16 protein-coding genes are annotated in these 17,985 nt (G+C 67.4%); 14 read left to right on the forward strand and 2 right to left on the reverse strand.

Features of this window, described 5'->3' with window-relative positions; genetic code table 11:
• The first annotated feature begins 67 nt into the window (after positions 1 to 67).
• From H521_RS0101740 to H521_RS0101755, 4 genes are all read left to right on the forward strand, one after another.
• Positions 68 to 1,054, forward strand: coding sequence for a LacI family DNA-binding transcriptional regulator (locus H521_RS0101740; RefSeq protein WP_245560914.1), 987 nt, complete (start codon positions 68 to 70; stop codon positions 1,052 to 1,054).
• A gap of 121 nt (positions 1,055 to 1,175) precedes the next feature.
• The gene (gene mmsA / locus H521_RS0101745) at positions 1,176 to 2,732 is read left to right on the forward strand and encodes a multiple monosaccharide ABC transporter ATP-binding protein (RefSeq protein WP_022891308.1); all 1,557 of its coding nucleotides are present in this window, start codon (positions 1,176 to 1,178) and stop codon (positions 2,730 to 2,732) included.
• On the forward strand, positions 2,729 to 4,084 hold the full coding sequence (gene mmsB, locus H521_RS0101750) for a multiple monosaccharide ABC transporter permease (protein ID WP_022891309.1): 1,356 nt from the start codon (positions 2,729 to 2,731) through the stop codon (positions 4,082 to 4,084). The genes mmsA and mmsB overlap by 4 nt, the downstream gene beginning before the upstream one ends.
• 96 nt (positions 4,085 to 4,180) lie before the next feature.
• Positions 4,181 to 5,299, forward strand: a complete 1,119-nt coding sequence (locus H521_RS0101755) for a substrate-binding domain-containing protein (RefSeq protein ID WP_022891310.1) — start codon at positions 4,181 to 4,183, stop codon at positions 5,297 to 5,299.
• A gap of 151 nt (positions 5,300 to 5,450) precedes the next feature.
• Here the strand turns inward: H521_RS0101755 and H521_RS0101760 are convergent, their stop codons facing one another.
• Positions 5,451 to 5,675: a tautomerase family protein gene (locus H521_RS0101760; RefSeq protein WP_022891311.1), complete on the reverse strand. Its 225-nt coding sequence runs from the start codon at positions 5,673 to 5,675 to the stop codon at positions 5,451 to 5,453.
• A gap of 14 nt (positions 5,676 to 5,689) precedes the next feature.
• Positions 5,690 to 6,490: an IclR family transcriptional regulator gene (locus H521_RS0101765; RefSeq protein WP_022891312.1), complete on the reverse strand. Its 801-nt coding sequence runs from the start codon at positions 6,488 to 6,490 to the stop codon at positions 5,690 to 5,692.
• A 120-nt stretch (positions 6,491 to 6,610) separates the two neighbouring features.
• On the opposite strand from H521_RS0101765, the gene kduI reads away from it, so the two are divergent.
• The 10 genes from kduI to H521_RS0101820 all read left to right on the forward strand — a co-directional run bounded on the left by kduI (position 6,611) and on the right by H521_RS0101820 (position 17,982).
• A complete protein-coding gene (gene kduI / locus H521_RS0101770) occupies positions 6,611 to 7,426 on the forward strand; it encodes a 5-dehydro-4-deoxy-D-glucuronate isomerase (protein WP_022891313.1) in 816 nt (271 codons plus the stop codon).
• Positions 7,423 to 8,172 (forward strand): SDR family oxidoreductase, encoded by a 750-nt coding sequence (locus H521_RS0101775; RefSeq protein WP_022891314.1) that lies wholly within the window; start codon positions 7,423 to 7,425, stop codon positions 8,170 to 8,172. The genes kduI and H521_RS0101775 overlap by 4 nt, the downstream gene beginning before the upstream one ends.
• Positions 8,173 to 8,216: 44 nt before the next feature.
• Positions 8,217 to 9,311, forward strand: a complete 1,095-nt coding sequence (locus H521_RS0101780) for a sugar ABC transporter substrate-binding protein (protein ID WP_022891315.1) — start codon at positions 8,217 to 8,219, stop codon at positions 9,309 to 9,311.
• Position 9,312: 1 nt separating this feature from the next.
• On the forward strand, positions 9,313 to 10,347 hold the full coding sequence (locus tag H521_RS0101785; protein WP_022891316.1) for an ABC transporter permease: 1,035 nt from the start codon (positions 9,313 to 9,315) through the stop codon (positions 10,345 to 10,347).
• Positions 10,344 to 11,906 (forward strand): sugar ABC transporter ATP-binding protein, encoded by a 1,563-nt coding sequence (locus tag H521_RS0101790; RefSeq protein WP_022891317.1) that lies wholly within the window; start codon positions 10,344 to 10,346, stop codon positions 11,904 to 11,906. Before H521_RS0101785 ends, H521_RS0101790 begins: the two co-directional genes overlap by 4 nt.
• On the forward strand, positions 11,906 to 12,907 hold the full coding sequence (locus H521_RS0101795; RefSeq protein WP_022891318.1) for an ABC transporter permease: 1,002 nt from the start codon (positions 11,906 to 11,908) through the stop codon (positions 12,905 to 12,907). Before H521_RS0101790 ends, H521_RS0101795 begins: the two co-directional genes overlap by 1 nt.
• A 20-nt stretch (positions 12,908 to 12,927) precedes the next feature.
• Positions 12,928 to 14,412 (forward strand): aldehyde dehydrogenase family protein, encoded by a 1,485-nt coding sequence (locus tag H521_RS0101800; protein ID WP_022891319.1) that lies wholly within the window; start codon positions 12,928 to 12,930, stop codon positions 14,410 to 14,412.
• Between the two features lie 300 nt (positions 14,413 to 14,712).
• On the forward strand, positions 14,713 to 16,038 hold the full coding sequence (locus tag H521_RS0101810) for an extracellular solute-binding protein (protein ID WP_022891321.1): 1,326 nt from the start codon (positions 14,713 to 14,715) through the stop codon (positions 16,036 to 16,038).
• 52 nt (positions 16,039 to 16,090) lie between these two features.
• Positions 16,091 to 17,056: a carbohydrate ABC transporter permease gene (locus H521_RS0101815; RefSeq protein WP_211215456.1), complete on the forward strand. Its 966-nt coding sequence runs from the start codon at positions 16,091 to 16,093 to the stop codon at positions 17,054 to 17,056.
• Positions 17,053 to 17,982, forward strand: coding sequence for a carbohydrate ABC transporter permease (locus H521_RS0101820; RefSeq protein WP_022891323.1), 930 nt, complete (start codon positions 17,053 to 17,055; stop codon positions 17,980 to 17,982). Before H521_RS0101815 ends, H521_RS0101820 begins: the two co-directional genes overlap by 4 nt.
• The last annotated feature ends 3 nt before the right edge of the window (positions 17,983 to 17,985 follow it).

The following is a 17,985-nucleotide window of genomic DNA, read 5'->3' on the forward strand; positions in this document are numbered from 1 at the left end:
CCGGCGTCGTCGCCGGCTGATCGTTGACATGGAGATTCCGATCCAACCCAGGGCGACCCTTCACGACGTGGCGAGACTTGCGGGAGTCAGTGCCAAGACAGTTTCGCGCGTCTACAGCGGCTCCTCGAGGGTGCTCCCCGAGACCCGCGAGCGCATTCTCGACGCGGCGAAACGACTGCGCTTCCGACCGAACACCCTGGCGCGCAATCTCCGGCAGGGTGGGAAGACCGCGACGGTCGCGTTCGTGATGGGCGACATTCGCAATCCGTTCTACTTCCAGGTCGCCGCCGGCATCGAGCAGGAGCTCTCGAAGAGCGGATTCACGATGTTGCTCGCGAGCACGGGCGACGCGCCCGAGAGCGAGCCGGTCGTGGTGGATGCGCTCCTGAACCAACTGGTGCGCGCTCTCGTGCTGATCCCGATCGCCGCTGACCAGTCCTACCTCGAGGGTGAGCGCCACCTGGGCACTCCGATCATCACGGTCGACCGCCCGGCCAACGACCTCATTGCAGACACTGTCGTACTCGCGAATCGAAGCGGCATGGCGGAGGCCGTGCGCTCTCTGACCGCGCTCGGTCATCGCAAGATCGGTTTCGTCAGCAACCCATCCGAGATGTACACGCTCTCCGAGCGACTGGCCGGCTATCGACAGGCGCTCATGGAGGCGGGCGTCTCCGACTCGACGCCATGGGAGCGACTGGGCAATGACCCGTCCATCTCGCCGGAGTCGCAGGTGCGTTCGTTGCTGGACTCGATCGATCCGCCCACCGCGATCGTCACGGGCAACAACCGTGCGACGACGGGGGCGATGCGCGAGCTGCGAACGAGAAGCGAGCCGGTCGCCCTCATCGGATTCGACGACTTCGAGCTCGCCGAGATGTTGGGGATCTCGGTCGTGGCGCACGACCCCGTCGAACTCGGCCGCGCGGCCGGCCGTCTCGCGCTCGAACGCATCGAGAACCACGACGGACCCACCAAGCTCGTCGAGATTCCGACCTGGCTGGTGAAGCGCGGATCCGGTGAGATCGCCGCGCCGGTCGGCTCCGTGGACTGAGGCGGCTCGAGCACGCCGCCGGTCGTCTTGGCGATCGGTTCATGACCCACGTTGACATTTCCCGTCAGCCTGTGCGAACCTGCCATGACAACGCTGACATGCACCTTCCCGAAAGTAGACGATGAAGTTGAACACCGAGCAGCACGCGCTCCTCGAGATGCGTTCCATCACGAAGGAGTTCCCCGGCGTCAAGGCGCTGTCGGATGTGTCGATCACGGTGCATCCCGCAGAGATCCATGCGATCTGCGGTGAGAACGGCGCCGGCAAGTCGACGCTCATGAAGGTGCTCTCGGGCGTTTACCCGGCGGGCACGTTCACGGGTGAGATCCGGTTCCGCGGCGAGCTCGTCGAGTTCAGAGACATCCGCGCCTCGGAGCACGCCGGAATCGCCATCATCCACCAGGAATTGGCGCTCATCCCCGAGCTGTCGGTCACCGAGAACATCTTCCTCGGCAACGAGATCAACCACGGCGGCCGCATCGACTGGGTCGCCCAGAAGGCTCGCGCGCTCGACCTGTTGGCGCGAGTCGGCCTCGACGAAGACCCCGACACGCAGATCAAGCACCTCGGCGTCGGCAAGCAGCAGCTCGTCGAGATCGCGAAGGCACTGGCCAAAGACGTGAAGCTGCTGATCCTCGACGAGCCGACCGCCGCGCTCAACGAAGACGACTCGCAGCACCTGCTCGACCTGATTCGAGGTCTCAAGGGCAAGGGCATCGCGTCGATCATGATCTCCCACAAGCTCAACGAGATCGAGGCCGTCGCCGACCGGATCACGATCATCCGCGACGGACATGCGATCGAGACGCTCGACGTGCACGCGGGCGGCGTCGATGAGGACCGCATCATCCGCGGCATGGTCGGCCGCTCGCTCGAGAGCCGGTTCCCTCCGCGCACGCCGAGCATCGGCGATGTGTTCTTCGAGGTGAAGGACTGGACGATCCAGCACCCGCAGGTGCCTGAGCGACTCGTGGCCAAAGGCTCCAGTCTCAACGTGCGTCGTGGCGAGATCGTGGGTATCGCCGGTCTCATGGGCGCCGGCAGAACCGAGTTGGCGATGAGCATCTTCGGCCGCTCCTACGGCAACTACCTGTCCGGCACCATCATGAAGGACGGGAAGGAGATCGTCCTGAAGGACGTCGAGTCCGCCATCGAACACGGGCTCGCCTACGTGAGCGAGGACCGCAAGCAACTCGGCCTCAACCTGCTCGACACGATCAAGCGCTCCGTCGTCGCGGCGAAGCTCACGAAGATCGCGAAGGCGGGGGTCATCGACGACTCGCAGGAATTCGGCATCGCCGAGGACTACCGCAAGCTGCTGCGGATCAAGACGCCGAGCGTCGAAGCCGGCGTCTCGAAGCTCTCTGGCGGAAACCAGCAGAAAGTCGTGCTGGCGAAGTGGATGTTCACCGACCCCGACCTGCTCATCCTCGACGAGCCGACGCGCGGCATCGACGTGGGTGCGAAGTACGAGATCTACACGATCATCCGGGCACTTGCAGCACAGGGCAAGGGCGTCATCCTCATCTCGAGCGAACTGCCCGAGCTGCTCGGCATGGCCGACCGCATCTACACGGTGTTCGAGGGCCAGATCACCGACAACATCCCGGCAACCGAAGCGAACCCCGAGGCGCTCATGCGCAGCATGACCTCGGCGAAGAAGAAGGCGAACGCATGAGCACGACGGCGAACGATCCGGCCGCACCGAAGAAGGGCGGTCTCTCCGACCTCCGCAAGGTCTTCGGAGGCGGGCAGTCCAGCCTGCGCCAATTCGGCATCCTCGGCAGCCTGATCGTCATCATCCTGATCTTCCAGATCTGGACCGGCGGACTGACCCTGTCGCCGACGAACCTCATCAACGTCGTCAACCAGTACTCCTACATCCTGATCCTCGCGATCGGCATGGTGATGGTCATCATCATGGGCCACATCGACCTCTCGGTCGGATCGGTGGCGGCGTTCACCGGCATCATCGTCGCGAAGTCGATGGCCGAATGGAACCTGCCCTGGCCGTGGGCGATCGTGCTCGGCATCGCCGTGGGTGCCGCGATCGGCGCCTGGCAGGGGTTCTGGGTCGCGTACATCGGGGTTCCGGCGTTCATCGTGACCTTGGCCGGCATGCTCATCTTCCGCGGCGGCAACCAGTTCATCGGCCAGTCGACGACCACGCCGGTGCCGCAGGAGTTCGGCATCATCGGTGCCGGCTACCTGCCCGAACTCGCGGTGCCGCTGAACTTCAACGTGCTGACGATGATCCTCGGTGTCGTCGGGGCCGGATGGATCGTCTGGAACGAGGTCCGCGCACGCCGGGTGCAGCAGAAGATGGGTTCCGAGCGGGCACCGATGTGGGTGAGCGTCGTGAAGGTCGTCGTGCTCGCCGGCGTCATCCTCTGGGCGGCCTGGCTGTTCGCGACCGGCCGCCCGGGCACGAGCTTCCCGATCTCGGGCATCATCCTCGTCGCCCTCGTCATCCTCTACTCGTTCATCACGAACAACACGATCTTCGGTCGCCACATCTACGCCGTCGGCGGCAACCGCATCGCCGCCACGCTCTCGGGCGTCAAGGATCGCCGAGTCGACTTCTTCGTCATGATGAACATGTCGGTGCTCGCTGCCATCGCCGGCATGATCTACGTCGCCCGGGCGACGGCATCGGGGCCACAAGACGGCAACGGTTGGGAGCTCGACGCGATCGCGGCGGTCTTCATCGGCGGCGCCGCGGTCTCCGGCGGTATCGGCACGGTGATCGGTTCCGTCATCGGCGGTCTCGTGATGGCGTTCCTCAACAACGGCCTGCAGCTCATCGGCGCCGACGCCGACGTCGTGCAGATCATCAAGGGCCTCGTGCTGCTCTTCGCGGTCGGAGTCGACGTCTGGAGCAAGAGCCAGGGACGCCCGTCGATCCTGGGCATCTGGGGCAACCGCCGCAAGGCGCGACTCCAGACCGAGGCGCCCGACGAGGCGCCGACGACGGTGCCCGGCACGCAGTCCAATCTGTCATCGCAACCTGAAGACGCGCGACGCCCCTGATCAGTCGCACAAGGTGTTCCACGGTCGTCCGACAACGGATCCCTCGCGTTCCATCCAAGAGAAGACAGTCAATTCCAATCAGAAAGTGAACGATCAATGAAGAAAATCACTCTTGCGGCCACCGCACTCGCTGCGGTCGCCGCACTCGCCCTCGCGGGCTGCTCTGGAGGCGACCGCGGCGGTGACGCGGGCGGCGCGAGCGACGCAGCCGGCTTCGCGGCCGACGCCACGATCGGCGTCGCACTGCCCGACAAGACGTCGGAGAACTGGGTGCTCGCCGGCGGCCTGTTCGAAGCGGGCCTCGAGGAGGCCGGCTTCAAGGGCGATGTGCAGTACGCACCCGCCTCGAACACCGTCGCCGAGCAGCAGAACCAGATCTCGGCCATGGTCACGAACGGCGCCAAGGTCATCGTCATCGGTGCGAAGGACGGCAAGCAGCTCGGCACGCAGTTGCAGCAGGCCGCCGACGCCGGCGTCAAGATCATCGCGTACGACCGCCTGATCGAGAACACCGAGAACGTCGACTACTACGTGGCCTTCGACAACTTCGAGGTCGGCAAGCTCCAGGGCCAGGCGCTGCTCGACGGTCTCGCCGAGCGCTCGGGCCACGAAGCGCCGTGGAACATCGAGCTGTTCTCGGGCTCGCCCGATGACGCCAACGCTGCCGTGTTCTTCAACGGTGCCATGGAGGTTCTTCAGCCGAAGATCGACGACGGCACGCTCGTCGTCGCCTCGGGCCAGACCGACATCGCCCAGACCGCGACCCAGGGCTGGGAAGCAGAGAACGCCCAGAGCCGCATGGACTCGATCCTGACCTCGACCTACTCGAGCGCCAACATCGACGGTGTGCTCTCGCCGAACGACACGCTCGCTCGCGCGATCATCACGTCGGCCAAGCAGGCCGGCAAGGACATCGCGGCGATCACGGTCACCGGTCAGGACTCCGAGGTGGAGTCGGTCAAGTCGATCATGGCGGGCGAGCAGTACTCGACCATCAACAAGGACACGACCCTGCTCGTGGAGCAGACGATCAAGATGATCCAGCAGCTCCAGAAGGGCGAAGAAGCTGAGGTCAACGACACGGAGCAGTACGACAACGGCGTGAAGGTCGTTCCCGCGTACCTGCTCGCGCCGGTCATCGTGACCAAGGAGAACGCGGCCGAGGCATACGCCAACAACCCGAACCTCCTCGAGATCGTCACCGCCGCGAAGTGAGATCTCTCGCACGCATGAGACGGGCGATCCGCTGAGCTGACGCTGAGTCGATCCCCTCGGGTATGCGCGCTCATCACGAGCGACAGAAGGGCGCCGTCCGCATCCGCGGACGGCGCCCTTCTCGTGTCTCAGGACGAACCGGGTTGACGGCTCAGCTGGTCGCGAGCTTCGAGACCACGCTCGCGCGCGAGGCATCCTCACTGGCGAGCGTGCCGCCATTGGCGACGTGATCGGCGGTGATCTCCTCGAACAGGATGCGCACATCCTGCTGACGCGCGCCGAGCGCTTCGACGGCCGATCGCGTCACCTGTTCCGCGAACTGCCGACGCTGCTCGACGCTGCGTCCGGCCAGAAGTTCGACACGGATGTTGGGCATGGGTCCTCCTTGTTTCAGATGGCAGTACGCCGGCGACCGAACTGCCGACTCAGCTCTTCGCGAGCCGAGTGGAGCAATTCGATGACGGCACGTTCTTTCGCGTCGTCGAGACGAGCGATCGGAATCGAGCAGCTGATGGCGTCTTTCGACGGCGACTGAAACGGCAGGCAGACGGCGAAGCAGCGCATGCCGACCCCGGCTTCTTCGTCATCGACCGCGTAGCCCACGCGACGCACCTCGGCGAGGTGCTCGATGAGCGCCTCGCGAGAAGTGATGGTGTGCGAGGTCGAGCCGGGGAGCGTCGGCGGGAGCAGGGTCCGCACCGCGTCGTCGGAGAGCTCGGCGAGGGCCGCTTTGCCGAGCGCGGTGGCGTGCGCGGGCAGTCGCCGGCCGATCGCGGAGAACATCCGCAGTGGGTGCACTGATTCCCGCTTCGCGAGGTACACGACGTCGGGAAGCTCGAGCCTGGCGAGGTGGATGGTCTCGCCGGTGTCGACGGCGAGGCGGTCCATGATGTCGGACGTGCGGATCACCGTCGGATCTTGATCGACGTAGGACGAGCCGATCAGCAGTGCGCTCATGCCAAGGCTGTGGATCGAACGGGAGGCGTCGGTTTCAACCCAGCCGCGACGCTCGAGGGTGCGCAGGATGCTGTGCAGGCTGCTCTTCGGTATCCCGAGGCGAGTCGAGAGCTCGGCGAGGGTCGCTCCGCCTCCCGACAGGGACTCGAGCACATCGAGGGTGCGGTCTGCGGATTTCACCGGGGTGAAGTCCTGCTCATCGGCACGCATCAGTTCGGTCGTCTGCTTCGACATGTTGGGGGCCCTCCTTCGTCCAGCATATCGGATGACATTCTCATACTTGACTCATCGGCGAGCGTAGCCTACGGTCGGCGTACAAGCTACAGAACATCGTTCAAGGATGAGGATGAACCCGTGATCACAGATCGACCCGCTGTCGACGCCATTCGCGCCCGTGCCGCGAGCACGCAAGATCTGCGCGACGGATTCCTGATCGACGAACTGTTCGTCGAGGGTGAGGCCCGTGCGGTGCACACCGCGGAGGATCGGATGCTGGTCGCCGGCGTCGTGCCCGGTTCCGGCGAATTGACGTTGCCCGACATCGAGGCGCTCGGCGAGGGCGGTCTCGCCCGGCGGGAGTTCGGCGTCATCAACATCGGCGAGGCCGGCGAGGTCGTCGTCGATGGCCGGCGTTACGCGCTCGAGCACCGCGACGGGCTCTACATCGGCCGCGGGAGTGTATTCGCCTTCGCCGGCGAGGGCGCGCGGTTCTACGTCGTCTCGGCGCTCGCGCATGCAGACTTCCCGACCGTGCACACTCCCTTCGCGCAGAGCGAGCCGCTCATGCTCGGCGACACGGATGGCGCGGGTCGTCGTGGTCTCCACCGCTACGTGTGGGGCGGCGGCGACATCGACTCCTGCCAGCTGCAATTCGGCGTGACGGTGCTCGAGCCGGGCGCGGTGTGGAACACGTTCCCGCCGCACCTTCACGCACGCCGCACCGAGATCTACCTCTATTTCGAGCTCGGCGACGCCGCGGTCGTGCACCTCATGGGCGAGCCCGAGCACACGCGCCACCTCATCGTCCGCGACGAACAGGCCGTCATCGCCCCGAGGTGGTCGATCCACTCCGGCGCGGGCACCGGCCGATACGCCTTCGTCTGGGCGATGGCGGGCGACAACCGCGACTACGGCGACCTCGCGCCCGTGCCCCCGGCTGAGCTGCGATGAGCCTCGGCACTCTCTTCTCCCTCGAGGGGCGCTCCGCGCTCGTCACTGGCGGCGGCACGGGCATCGGCCGGGGCATCGCGCACGGGCTCGCTCGCGCCGGAGCATCCGTCATCGTCGTCGGCCGCTCCGCTGCGGTCGATCAGACCAGAGACGAGATCGAGACGGCCGGTGGTTCCGCCGTCGCGATCCGGGCCGATCTGAGCGACCGCGCCGCGCTCGCCGGTCTGACCCGCGATCGTGAGATCGACGTGCTCGTCAACTGCGCAGGCATGATCCGGCGGGGGCCGTTCCTCGACGTCTCCGACGACGACTGGCACGAAGTGATCGCGGTGAACCTCGACGCGCCCCGCCGTCTGAGCCGCCTCGTCGGCGCGGGGATGCTTGCGCGACGGCGCGGCAAGATCATCAACATCGCGAGCCTGCTGTCGTTCCAGGGCGGTCGCGAGGTCGCCGGATACACCGTCAGCAAGCATGCACTCGTGGGCCTCACCCGCGCGCTCGCCAATGAATGGGCCGGTGGCGGAGTGCAGGTGAACGCCATCGCCCCCGGCTACATCGCCACCGACAACACGGCGCCGCTCCGAGCCGACGCCGACCGCGACGCCGAAATCCTCTCCCGCATCCCGAGCGGCAGGTGGGGCACGCCAGACGACCTCGTCGGCGCCGCCGTCTTCCTCGCCTCACCGGCCTCCGACTACGTCACCGGGCACACCCTCGTCGTCGACGGCGGGTGGATGTCGCGCTGACCACAGCCCCCTCTCCACCAAACAACGAACAGGAGCACCGCACCATGAACAACACAGCTGTCCGCGGCACGCGAGCGATGACGCTCGCGCTCGCCGCAACGACCGCGTTCATCCTCGCCGGATGCGCGAGCACCGCCGGAGGCGGGGAAGCCGCACCGGAAGCGGGCTGCGCGCCCGAGGACATCCAACTCATCGGGCAGGTCCGCAACGAGACGAACCCGTACGAGAAGGCCTGGCTCGACGGCGGCGACGCGTTCGCCGAATCGGTCGATCTCGAGCAGACCCGCCTCACATACGACGGCGAATCGCCGAAGCAGCAGGAACAATTGCGCCAGGCGCTCAGCACCGGCAACCCCGAGTGCATGGTGCTGAACGTGCTGCCGAACGGCGACTCCGACACGACCCCCATCGTGAAGGAAGCGGATGCCGCCGGCGCCTACCTCGTGACGCAGTGGAACAAGCCCGCGGACCTGAACCCGTGGGACGGCTACGACACCTGGATCTCGCACATCACGTTCGACGGCGTGGACTCGGGTCGCCAGATCGCCGAGGCCATGTTCGAGCAGATGGGCGGCTCGGGCGGCATCATCGCGCTGCAGGGCATCCTCGACACGGCTGCCGCGAAGGATCGGTTCGCCGGCCTCCAGGAGGCCCTCGCCGAGAACCCAGACATCGAGCTGCTCGACGAGCAGACCGCCGACTTCGACCGCACGACCGGATTCGAGGTCACCAAGACCCTCATCACGAAGCACGGCGACGCGATCCGCGGCGTGTGGGCGGCCAACGACGACATGCCCCTCGGTGCGCTGCAGGCGCTCGAGGCCGCGGGTATGACAGATGTCGCCGTGGTCGGCATCGACGCGGTCCCCGAGGCGGTCCAGGCGGTCGCCGACGGCACCATGACCGCGACGGTCTCCGTCGATGGTCCCTGGCAGGGCGGTGTCGGCCTTGCAATGGGCTACTGCGCACTGACGGGCGAGCTCGACGTCGCCGGCCTCAGTGACGAGCAGCGTGCGTTCTTCGCGGAACAGACGCTGATCAACGCTGAGAACGCAGAGGAGAACCTGACTCCGAAGGCCAACGTCGAGGACTTCGAGTGCGGCAACCTGTTCGACCGCGTCACCGGGCCGGTGAGCTGACGTGGCGCCCGCCCGGCTCGGGCTGGCCCCGCCCGAGACCGGGCGGGCCGCCGGCTCGCCCCGTCCGTCGCGGCGTCCGGATCGCGCCACGATCCTGGCCGACTTCGGCCCGCTCGGCGCCCTCGTGCTGCTGTGCATCCTGTTCGCGTTCCTCAGCCCGCAGTTCGCGACGTGGGGGAACGTGCGCAACGTGCTCGACTCGGCGTCCGTACTCGCGGTCATCGCCGTCGGACTCACGTTCGTGCTCCTGCTCGGAGCGATCGACCTGTCGATCGAGGGCGTCATGGCCACGGCCGCACTGAGCGTCGCGCTCCTCGTGGCCAACAGTCGCAACGATCTCGACTTCGGCTTCATGGGCGTCCTCGCGGCGGTGGCGATCGGCGCCGGCTTCGGACTCGCGAGCGGACTGCTCTCGACCGGGCTGAAGATCCCGTCGTTCATGACGACCCTCGGCATGTCGGCCATCGGCATCGGCATCGCGACGGTGCTGTTCGGCGGCGTCCAGCCCGCGCTGCGGTCGCCCGAACTCGCCGAGTGGGCGTCCGGACAGTGGTTCGGGCTCACGCGCCTCACGTACGTCGCGGTCGCGGTCGTGCTCATCGGGCTCCTCGTCCAGCGGTACACGCGGCTCGGCCGGTACGCGCGGGCCATCGGCGGCGCCGAGGAACTGGCGCTGCTCTCGGGCATCCCCGTGCGCCGCTACAAGACCCTGGCGTTCACGTTCGCGGGCGCCACGTACGGGCTCGCCGGCGTCATGGTCACCACCCAGCTCGGGTCCGGCATCGTGCAGGCCGGCGTCGGTCAGAACTTCGCGGCCATCACGGCGGCCGTCGTCGGCGGCACGCTCCTGTCGGGCGGCCGCGGCGGCGTGCTCCACTCGATCGTGGGCGTGCTCATCGTGACGGTCCTGGTCAACGGGCTCGTGCTCATCGGCGTGAGCCCGTACGTGCAGGGTGCCGTGCAGGGCGTCATCGTCGTCGCGGCCGTCGTCATCACGGCGTGGCCGCTGCGGAAGAGATTGAGAGTGGTCAAGTGAACCCCGACATCGACACGACCGTCGATACCGCACAGCCTCAGGGCGCTCCGCCGGTGCTGGCGGTGCGCGACCTGCGCAAGCGGTTCGCCGAGACCACAGCCCTCGACGGGGTGACGTTCGAGGTGCGCCCCCACGAGGTGGTCGGGCTCATCGGCGAGAACGGCGCGGGCAAGTCGACACTGCTGAAGATGCTCGTCGGGCTCGCGCAGCCCGACTCCGGCACGATCGAGTTGCGCGGTGAACGCATCAAGATGCGCGGCATCGCGCAGGCCGGCGCCGCGGGCATCGGCATGGTCTTCCAGGAGCAGTCGCTCATCCCCAACCTGACCGTCGCCGAGAACATCCTCCTCGGTGCAGAGGGCCCGGCTGTCGTCGGCGGCCTCTACCGCTGGCGTGAACTGCGCCGACGTGCGCAGGTGCAGCTCGACAAGATCGGCTCGGAGATCTCGGTCGACGCCGTCACCGAGAGCCTGAGCTTCGCCGACCGGCAGCTCGTCGAGGTCGCGAAGGTACTGGCGACCGAGGAGCGCACGAATGCCGAGCCGGTCGTGCTCCTCGACGAGCCGACCTCGGTGCTCGACCGGGACGAGACCGAAGTGCTCTTCGCGCAGATCGAGCGGTTGCGCACGCGCGCGTCCGTCGTCTTCGTCTCACACCGTCTCGACGAGGTCCTGCGCGTCTCGGACCGCGTCTACGTGCTGCGGAACGGGCGGACCGTCGCCGAATGCGTGCCCGGCGACGTCGACGAGGCGACGCTGCGCAAGCTCATGATCGGCCGCGACCTCGCGGGCAGCCATTACGACGAGGAGCGACAGCTGCCGGCTCGCGAGGCCGTCAGGCTCGCGGTGCGCGGCCTCACCGTCAAGGGCGTGTGCGACAGTATCGACTTCGACCTCCACGAGGGCGAGGTGGTCGGCATCGCGGGCGTGCAGGGATCAGGCCGAGAGGAGCTCTGCCGGAGTCTCTTCGGCGCGCTCTCGAGTCGAAGCGAGTCGGTCACGATGCACGGGCGGCCGCTCAAGGTCCGCTCGCCCCGGGCCGCGATCGCCTCGGACATCGGCTACGTCCCCGCGGAGCGCCGCCGGGAGGGCATGGTCGGCTCGATGTCGGTCGCCGAGAACATCACGCTCCCGCACATCTCCGAGGTGTGCGCCGGCCCGCTGCTGCAACGCCGCAAGGAGCGAGCGCTCGCCGACGAGTGGATCGAGCGGTTGCGCATCCGCACGCCGTCGGCCTCGGCGCCGCTCGGCTCGCTCTCGGGAGGCAACCAGCAGAAGGCGGTGCTCGCCCGGTGGCTCGTCTCCGACTCGCTGCGCCTGCTGATCCTCGACCACCCGACGCGCGGCCTCGACGTCGGCGCCAAGACGGAGGTCTACCAACTCATCCGCGATCTCACGGCTGACGGCGTGTCGGTGCTCCTCATGGCCGACAGCCTCGAGGAACTCATCGCCATGAGCCATCGCGTGCTCGTCATGAAGGACGGACGTGTGACCGAGATCATCGATGCACCTGCGGGTGCGAAGCCCACGCCCCTCCGCGTGCTGGAAGGGATGGTCTGATGAGCGTCACTGACAAGACCGGCGCGTTCTCGCGCCTCGGCGACGCGCCCCGGCTCACGCAATCGGCACGGCGCCAGCTCCTGCTGACGGTCATGCCCATGGTCGTGCTCGCGGCGCTCGTCGCTGCGATCGCGATCGCGAACCCGAACTTCCTCCGCGCCTCGAGCGTCTGGACGGTGCTCGATTCGGCGGTGCCGCTGATGATCCTCGCGTCGGGGGCGATGCTCGTCATCCTGGTCGGCGGCATCGACCTCTCGGTCGCGTCGCTCGCATCGATGGCCTCGGTGCTCGTCGCCCTCTGGATTCCCGCGCTCGGGGGGTGGGCCGTCCCCGTGGTGATCATCGTCTGCGCGCTCGCCGGGCTGCTCCAGGGCGCCATCCACGTCGTCGCGCAGGTTCCGTCGTTCCTCGTGACGCTCGGCGGCCTCGCGGTCTGGTCGGGCGTCGCGCTCCTGGCCTCCGGCGCGTCGACGATCCCGGTCTCGGGTACCACGCTCGACTGGACGTTCACGCGGATCGGTGCCTGGAACGTCCCGAGCGCGGTACTCATCGCGGCGGCGCTCGTCACGGTGTTCGCCCTCGTGCTCGCCTTCACGCCGGTGCGACGCTGGCTCATCTCGATCGGCAGCAGCGAGCCGGCCGCCCTCATGGCCGGCGCGCCCGTCACGCAGACGAAGATCGCGGCCTTCGTCGTCTCGGCCGCCTGTGCGGGTTTCGCGGGCATCATGCTCGTCGGCCGCACCTACAGCGGGGCTCCGACCCTCGCGGATTCCCTCCTTCTGCCGGTGGTCGCCGCAATCGTCGTGGGTGGAACGGCGATCACCGGTGGGTTCGGGGGCATCGGACGCACCGTCGTCGGCGTGCTCATCATCACGGTGCTCAGGGTCGGCCTGTCGGTGGCCGGCGTCGACTCCTCGTACGAGCAGATCTTCTACGGTGTACTCGTGATCGCCGCCGTCGCCATGACCATCGACCGCTCGAAGCTCCCCTTCGTCAAGTGACGACAATCGAAAGGACCATCATGACCAACGCAGCCCTGCTCCCGAGCGTCGCCGCGTTCATCGGATCGCCGAGGCAGCTCCTCATCGACGGTGAACTGCAGGATGCCGCCGACGGCCGCACCTTCGCGACGATCGACCCCGCGACGGAGGATGCGATCACCCAGGTGGCGCAGGCCGGGGCCGAAGACGTGAACCGCGCCGTCGCCGCGGCGCGCCGAGCGTTCGAGCACGGTTCGGCATGGAGCCGGTTCACGCCCCGCCAGCGCGGACGCCTGCTGTGGAGGATCGCCGACCTCCTGGAGGAGAACGCCGACGAGTTCGCGCAGCTCGAGGCGCTCGACGGCGGCAAGCCGTTCGTCGGGGCGCGCGACGGCGACGTGGCCACGGCCGCCGAGCTATTCCGCTACTTCGCCGGCTGGGCGAACAAGATCGAGGGCACGACGATCCCGCTCTCGAGCGAGACCTCGCAGTTCCTCGCGTACACGGTGCGCGAGCCGATCGGCGTCGTCGCCGGCATCGTCCCGTGGAACTTCCCGCTGACGATGGCCGCCTTCAAGATCGTCCCCGCGATCACGGTCGGCAACACCGTCGTGCTGAAGCCAGCTGAGCAGACGCCGCTCAGCGCGCTGCGGCTCGGCGAACTGCTCCTCGAGGCGGGACTGCCCGCGGGCGTCGTCAACGTCCTCTCCGGCTTCGGCGACACCGGCGCGGCTCTCGTGGCGCACCGCGATGTCGACAAGGTCGCGTTCACCGGCTCCACCGAGGTGGGCAAGAAGATCGCCGCCGCGGCGAGCCAGAACCTGAAGAAGGTCTCCCTCGAACTCGGTGGCAAGGCGCCCAACATCGTCTTCGACGACGCCGACCTCGCCAAGGCGATCCCCGGCTCGGCGCACGCCGCGTTCTTCAACCAGGGCCAGTGCTGCGTGAACGGCTCGCGCCTCTACGTGCAGCGCGGCGTGTTCGACGAGGTCGTGGCCGGCATCGCGGAGATCGCCCGCGGCATCCGGGTCGGCAGCGCCTTCGACGAGCGCACCGACATGGGTCCGCTCATCTCCGACGAGCAGTTCGCGAAGGTCACCGGCTACCTCGAGGCGGGCGTCGCCGAGGGCGCGACGGTGGCCGAGGGCGGCGTCCGCGTCGGCGATCGCGGCTACTTCGTACGGCCGACGGTGTTCACCGGGGTCTCCGAGCGGATGTCGATCCAGCAGGACGAGATCTTCGGCCCGGTCGTCACCGCGGTGCCGTTCGACACCGCAGAGGAAGCCATCGATCTGGCGAACAACACCCGCTACGGCCTGGCCGCCGGGGTCTGGTCGCGCGACATCGGCACCGCGCACCGCGTCGGCGGCCGGCTGCGCGCCGGCACGGTGTGGCTCAACACCTGGCACGCCGACGATGTCACCCTGCCCCGCGGCGGCTACAAGGAGTCGGGCTGGGGACGCGAGCTGGGTTCGTTCGGCATCGAGGACTACACCGAGCTCAAGACGGTCATCGCCGAACTCTGATCTCCAGTCGAATGCAGTGGCCGCCCCGACGGGGCGGCCACTTCGTGTTTGGCAAAGCAATTGCGCAATAGCCTCTCACCTGACGCCGGCAATGGCCTCGGGCGTGGGTTACGTTGGCGCGAAATCCGCTATTGACACCTCATTGTGAAACCTGTTTACTAAACTCACTCGTGAACCAGGTTCAACCGGTTCTCGCGCTCGGAGTCTCGAGCTCGAGCCCGACGTGTCCATGAGCCGCACCCGCACCATCGTCCTGCACCTCACTCGCGGCACCGACGCCGCGCATCACAAGGAGAGACCATGCGCACCACACGATTCGCGACGGCCGGTGCCCTGAGCATCGCCGCCGTCTTCGCGCTCGCCTCATGCTCGGGTTCCGGCGCAGCCGCCGGTCCCGACGGCGGGCCCCTCGTCGTTCCCACCACGAAGGCCGAGGGCGAGAGCCTGACGGTCTGGGTGATGGAGGGCGACTACCAAGACGCGACGCTCGAGGCGATCAACGACGCCTTCACCGAGCAGACCGGCGCCGAGGTCGACCTGCAGATCCAGCAGTGGGACGGCATCACCACGAAGATCAGCACGGCGCTGTCGACCTCGACACCGCCCGACGTCATCGACATCGGCAACACCCAGGTGTCGGGGTACGCCGCGAACGGCGGGCTGCTCGACCTCACGGCGTACGAAGACGACCTGATGCAGGGCGCGACGTGGCTCACCGGCCTTGAGGAGCCGGCCCGCATCGACGGCTTGCTCTATGCGGTTCCCGGGTTCGCAGGTACACGCGCAGTCATCTACAACACGGCGATGTGGGCCGAGGCCGGCGTCACCGAGATTCCGACGACGTACGAGGAGCTCACCGCGGCGCTCGATGCCGTCGCTGCCCAGCACACCGAGGCGGACTTCTCGCCGTTCTACTTCCCGGGCCAGTACTGGCAGTCGAGCATGCAGTTCGTCTGGGATGCCGGCGGCGAGATCGCCGTCGACTCCGACGGCACCTGGACCGGCGGGTTCTCGACGCCGGAGGCGCAGCAGGGTCTCGAGGAGTTCGTCGAGTTCCAGAACACCTACTCGACGGGGGCGTCGGCGACGCTCGACAACATCACCCCCGACCAGAACCAGCTCTTCGCCGATGGCAAGACCTCGGCCCTGCTGAACACGGGAGGCGGCATCGCCGGCATCAAGAAAGCGAACCCGGCGATCACCGACGACATGCTCGGCACGTTCCCCTTCCCCGGTCGTTCGGGTGAGCAGCAGCCCGCCATGCTCGGCGGATCCGTGTGGGGCATCGCCGCGAAGTCGCAGCACAGCGACCTCGCGCTGCAGTGGGCGAAGATCGCCGGGAGCCCCAAGATGCAGGAAGAGTACGTCTTCGGCGTCGACGGGTGGATCCCGAACAGCGTCGAGGCCGTCGAGGCGGCACAGGAGAGCGGGCTCACCGAGCAGCAGGCCGGCTTCTTCGCGGCAGCGCTCGTCTCGAAGGCGACGCCGGCCGCTGCCGACTGGCCGACCATCGAAGGCGACAAGAGCATCGCAGAGTTCTTCGGCTCGATCGCCTCGGGAGCCAAGTCGCCGGCGGATGCGGCGAAGGCCTTCGACGCGCACCTCGAAGACGTGCTGAACGGCTGAGCGGCGAACAGATGAGCACGAGCAGATTCCCGCGAGCGACGGTATGACCGTCATGGCCGATCCGGTCGTTCGCGAAGAGCACGCCGCCGCGGTGGGGGATTCACCGCGGCGGCGGCCGCCGCGGCGCGGTCGACGTCAATGGGCACCGCTGTGGCTGCTCACCCCCGCCGGCCTCGTGATGGGCGTGGTGACGGTCGTGCCGATCGTGCTGCTGGTGCTCATCTCGGTCACCGACTACGACCAGCGTTCGCTCTTCACCGGCGCGTTCGCGTTCGTCGGCTTCGAGCAGTACGCCGCCATCTTCACCGACTCCGACTTCTGGTGGTCGCTCGTGCGCACCATCGTGTTCACCGTCGCCATGGTGGTCGGCAGCGTCGCTGTCGGCATGGGCGTCGCCCAGCTGATGACCCGCCTCGGCACCGTGATGCGGTACGTCGTCACCGTCGTCTTGATCTGCGCATGGGCGATGCCGAACGTCGCCTCCTCGCTCGTGTGGAACTGGCTGTTCCAACCGGGCTACGGCGTCGTCAACTGGCTGCTGACCCAGCTGCGGGTCTTCGGCGACATGACGGATGTCGCGTGGTCGCAGCATCCGCTGCTCTCGGCCACGAGCATCTGGGCGCTCATCGTCTGGCAGGCGGTGCCGTTCATCGCCCTCACCCTCTACGCCGCGCAAGTGCAGGTGCCGCAGGAGTACTACGAGGCGGCGCGCCTCGACGGAGCGAGCGAGTGGACGGTCTATCGATCGATCACGCTCGTGTTCCTGCGCCCGACCCTGCTGCTCATCACCATCCTCTCGATCATCTGGGACTACAACGTGTTCAACCAGATCTGGCTCATCTCGCAGGGCGGCCCCGATGCCACGACGACGACGCTCGGAATCTTCACCTACAAGACGGCGTTCGTCGGGTTCGATCTCGGCGGCGGTGCGGCGATCTCGGTCGTGACCACGCTGATCCTGCTCGTGCTGACCGCGGTCTACATCCGCAACCTCGTGCGATCGGGGGAAGACCTGTGAGCACCGCATCACTTCCCTCGAGCGCCGCAGCGGCGGTCGACGAAACGATCGGGCTCGACGAGCGGATGCCCCGTCGTGCCACGCTTCCCCCAGGCCGCCGCCGACGCAAGCGCCGGTGGGTGAGCAACCTCATCGCGGTCGTGTTCAGCGTCGTGTGGATCTTCCCCGTGTACTGGATGGTCAACACCGCGTTCAAGCCGCGGGCCGAGATCATGACGCCGACGCCGATCTTCCTGCCGCAGCATCCGTCGATCGACAACTTCATCGTCGCGGTGACGCAGTCGAACTTCCTGACCGACCTGCGCAACAGCCTCATCGTCGTCGTCGCGACGGTCGTGCTCTCGATCGTGCTCGGCTTCTTCGCAGCGGCAGCGCTGTCGCGGTTCCGCTTCCGCGGGCGTCGCACGATCATGGTGTTCATCCTCGTCGTGCAGATGCTGCCGGGCACGGCGCTGCTCATCCCGACGTTCCTGATGTTCAACAGCCTCAACCTGCTCGGCACCTTCTTCGGCCTGGCCCTCGCCTACGTCGCGGCGGTGCTGCCGTTCTCGATCTGGGTGATGCGGGGCTTCTTCATCGCCATCCCGATGGAGATCGAGGAGGCGGCCAAGATGGACGGCGCGAACACCTGGGTGATCCTCACCCGTGTGCTCTTCCCGCTCGTCGGACCCGGCGTCATCGCGACGAGCATCTTCGCCTTCATCGCGGCGTGGAACGACTACCTCATCGCGTACACCTTCATGAAGGACCAGGCGATGTACACGCTGCCCGTGTGGCTCGCCTCGTTCACGACGCCCGCGGCCGGCACCGACTTCGGCGGCCAGATGGCCGGCTCGGTGCTGTTCTCGCTGCCGGTGATCATCTTCTTCCTCATCATCCAACGCAATCTCGTCGCCGGCATGTCCGCCGGCGCCGTGAAGGGTTGAACC

Source organism: Agromyces subbeticus DSM 16689 (assembly GCF_000421565.1).
Classification (GTDB): Bacteria; Actinomycetota; Actinomycetes; order Actinomycetales; family Microbacteriaceae; genus Agromyces; species Agromyces subbeticus.

What these genes read in the sequence shown, in the direction of transcription:
- H521_RS0101810 (WP_022891321.1), top strand. Translation starts at nt 14,713, where the DNA reads ATGCGCACCACACGATTCGCGACGGCCGGTGCCCTGAGCATCGCCGCC.
- H521_RS0101795 (WP_022891318.1), top strand. Translation starts at nt 11,906, where the DNA reads ATGAGCGTCACTGACAAGACCGGCGCGTTCTCGCGCCTCGGCGACGCG.
- mmsA (WP_022891308.1), top strand. Translation starts at nt 1,176, where the DNA reads ATGAAGTTGAACACCGAGCAGCACGCGCTCCTCGAGATGCGTTCCATC.
- H521_RS0101800 (WP_022891319.1), top strand. Translation starts at nt 12,928, where the DNA reads ATGACCAACGCAGCCCTGCTCCCGAGCGTCGCCGCGTTCATCGGATCG.
- H521_RS0101755 (WP_022891310.1), top strand. Translation starts at nt 4,181, where the DNA reads ATGAAGAAAATCACTCTTGCGGCCACCGCACTCGCTGCGGTCGCCGCA.
- H521_RS0101765 (WP_022891312.1), bottom strand. Translation starts at nt 6,490, where the DNA reads ATGTCGAAGCAGACGACCGAACTGATGCGTGCCGATGAGCAGGACTTC.
- H521_RS0101815 (WP_211215456.1), top strand. Translation starts at nt 16,091, where the DNA reads ATGGCCGATCCGGTCGTTCGCGAAGAGCACGCCGCCGCGGTGGGGGAT.
- H521_RS0101760 (WP_022891311.1), bottom strand. Translation starts at nt 5,675, where the DNA reads ATGCCCAACATCCGTGTCGAACTTCTGGCCGGACGCAGCGTCGAGCAG.
- H521_RS0101780 (WP_022891315.1), top strand. Translation starts at nt 8,217, where the DNA reads ATGAACAACACAGCTGTCCGCGGCACGCGAGCGATGACGCTCGCGCTC.
- H521_RS0101775 (WP_022891314.1), top strand. Translation starts at nt 7,423, where the DNA reads ATGAGCCTCGGCACTCTCTTCTCCCTCGAGGGGCGCTCCGCGCTCGTC.
- mmsB (WP_022891309.1), top strand. Translation starts at nt 2,729, where the DNA reads ATGAGCACGACGGCGAACGATCCGGCCGCACCGAAGAAGGGCGGTCTC.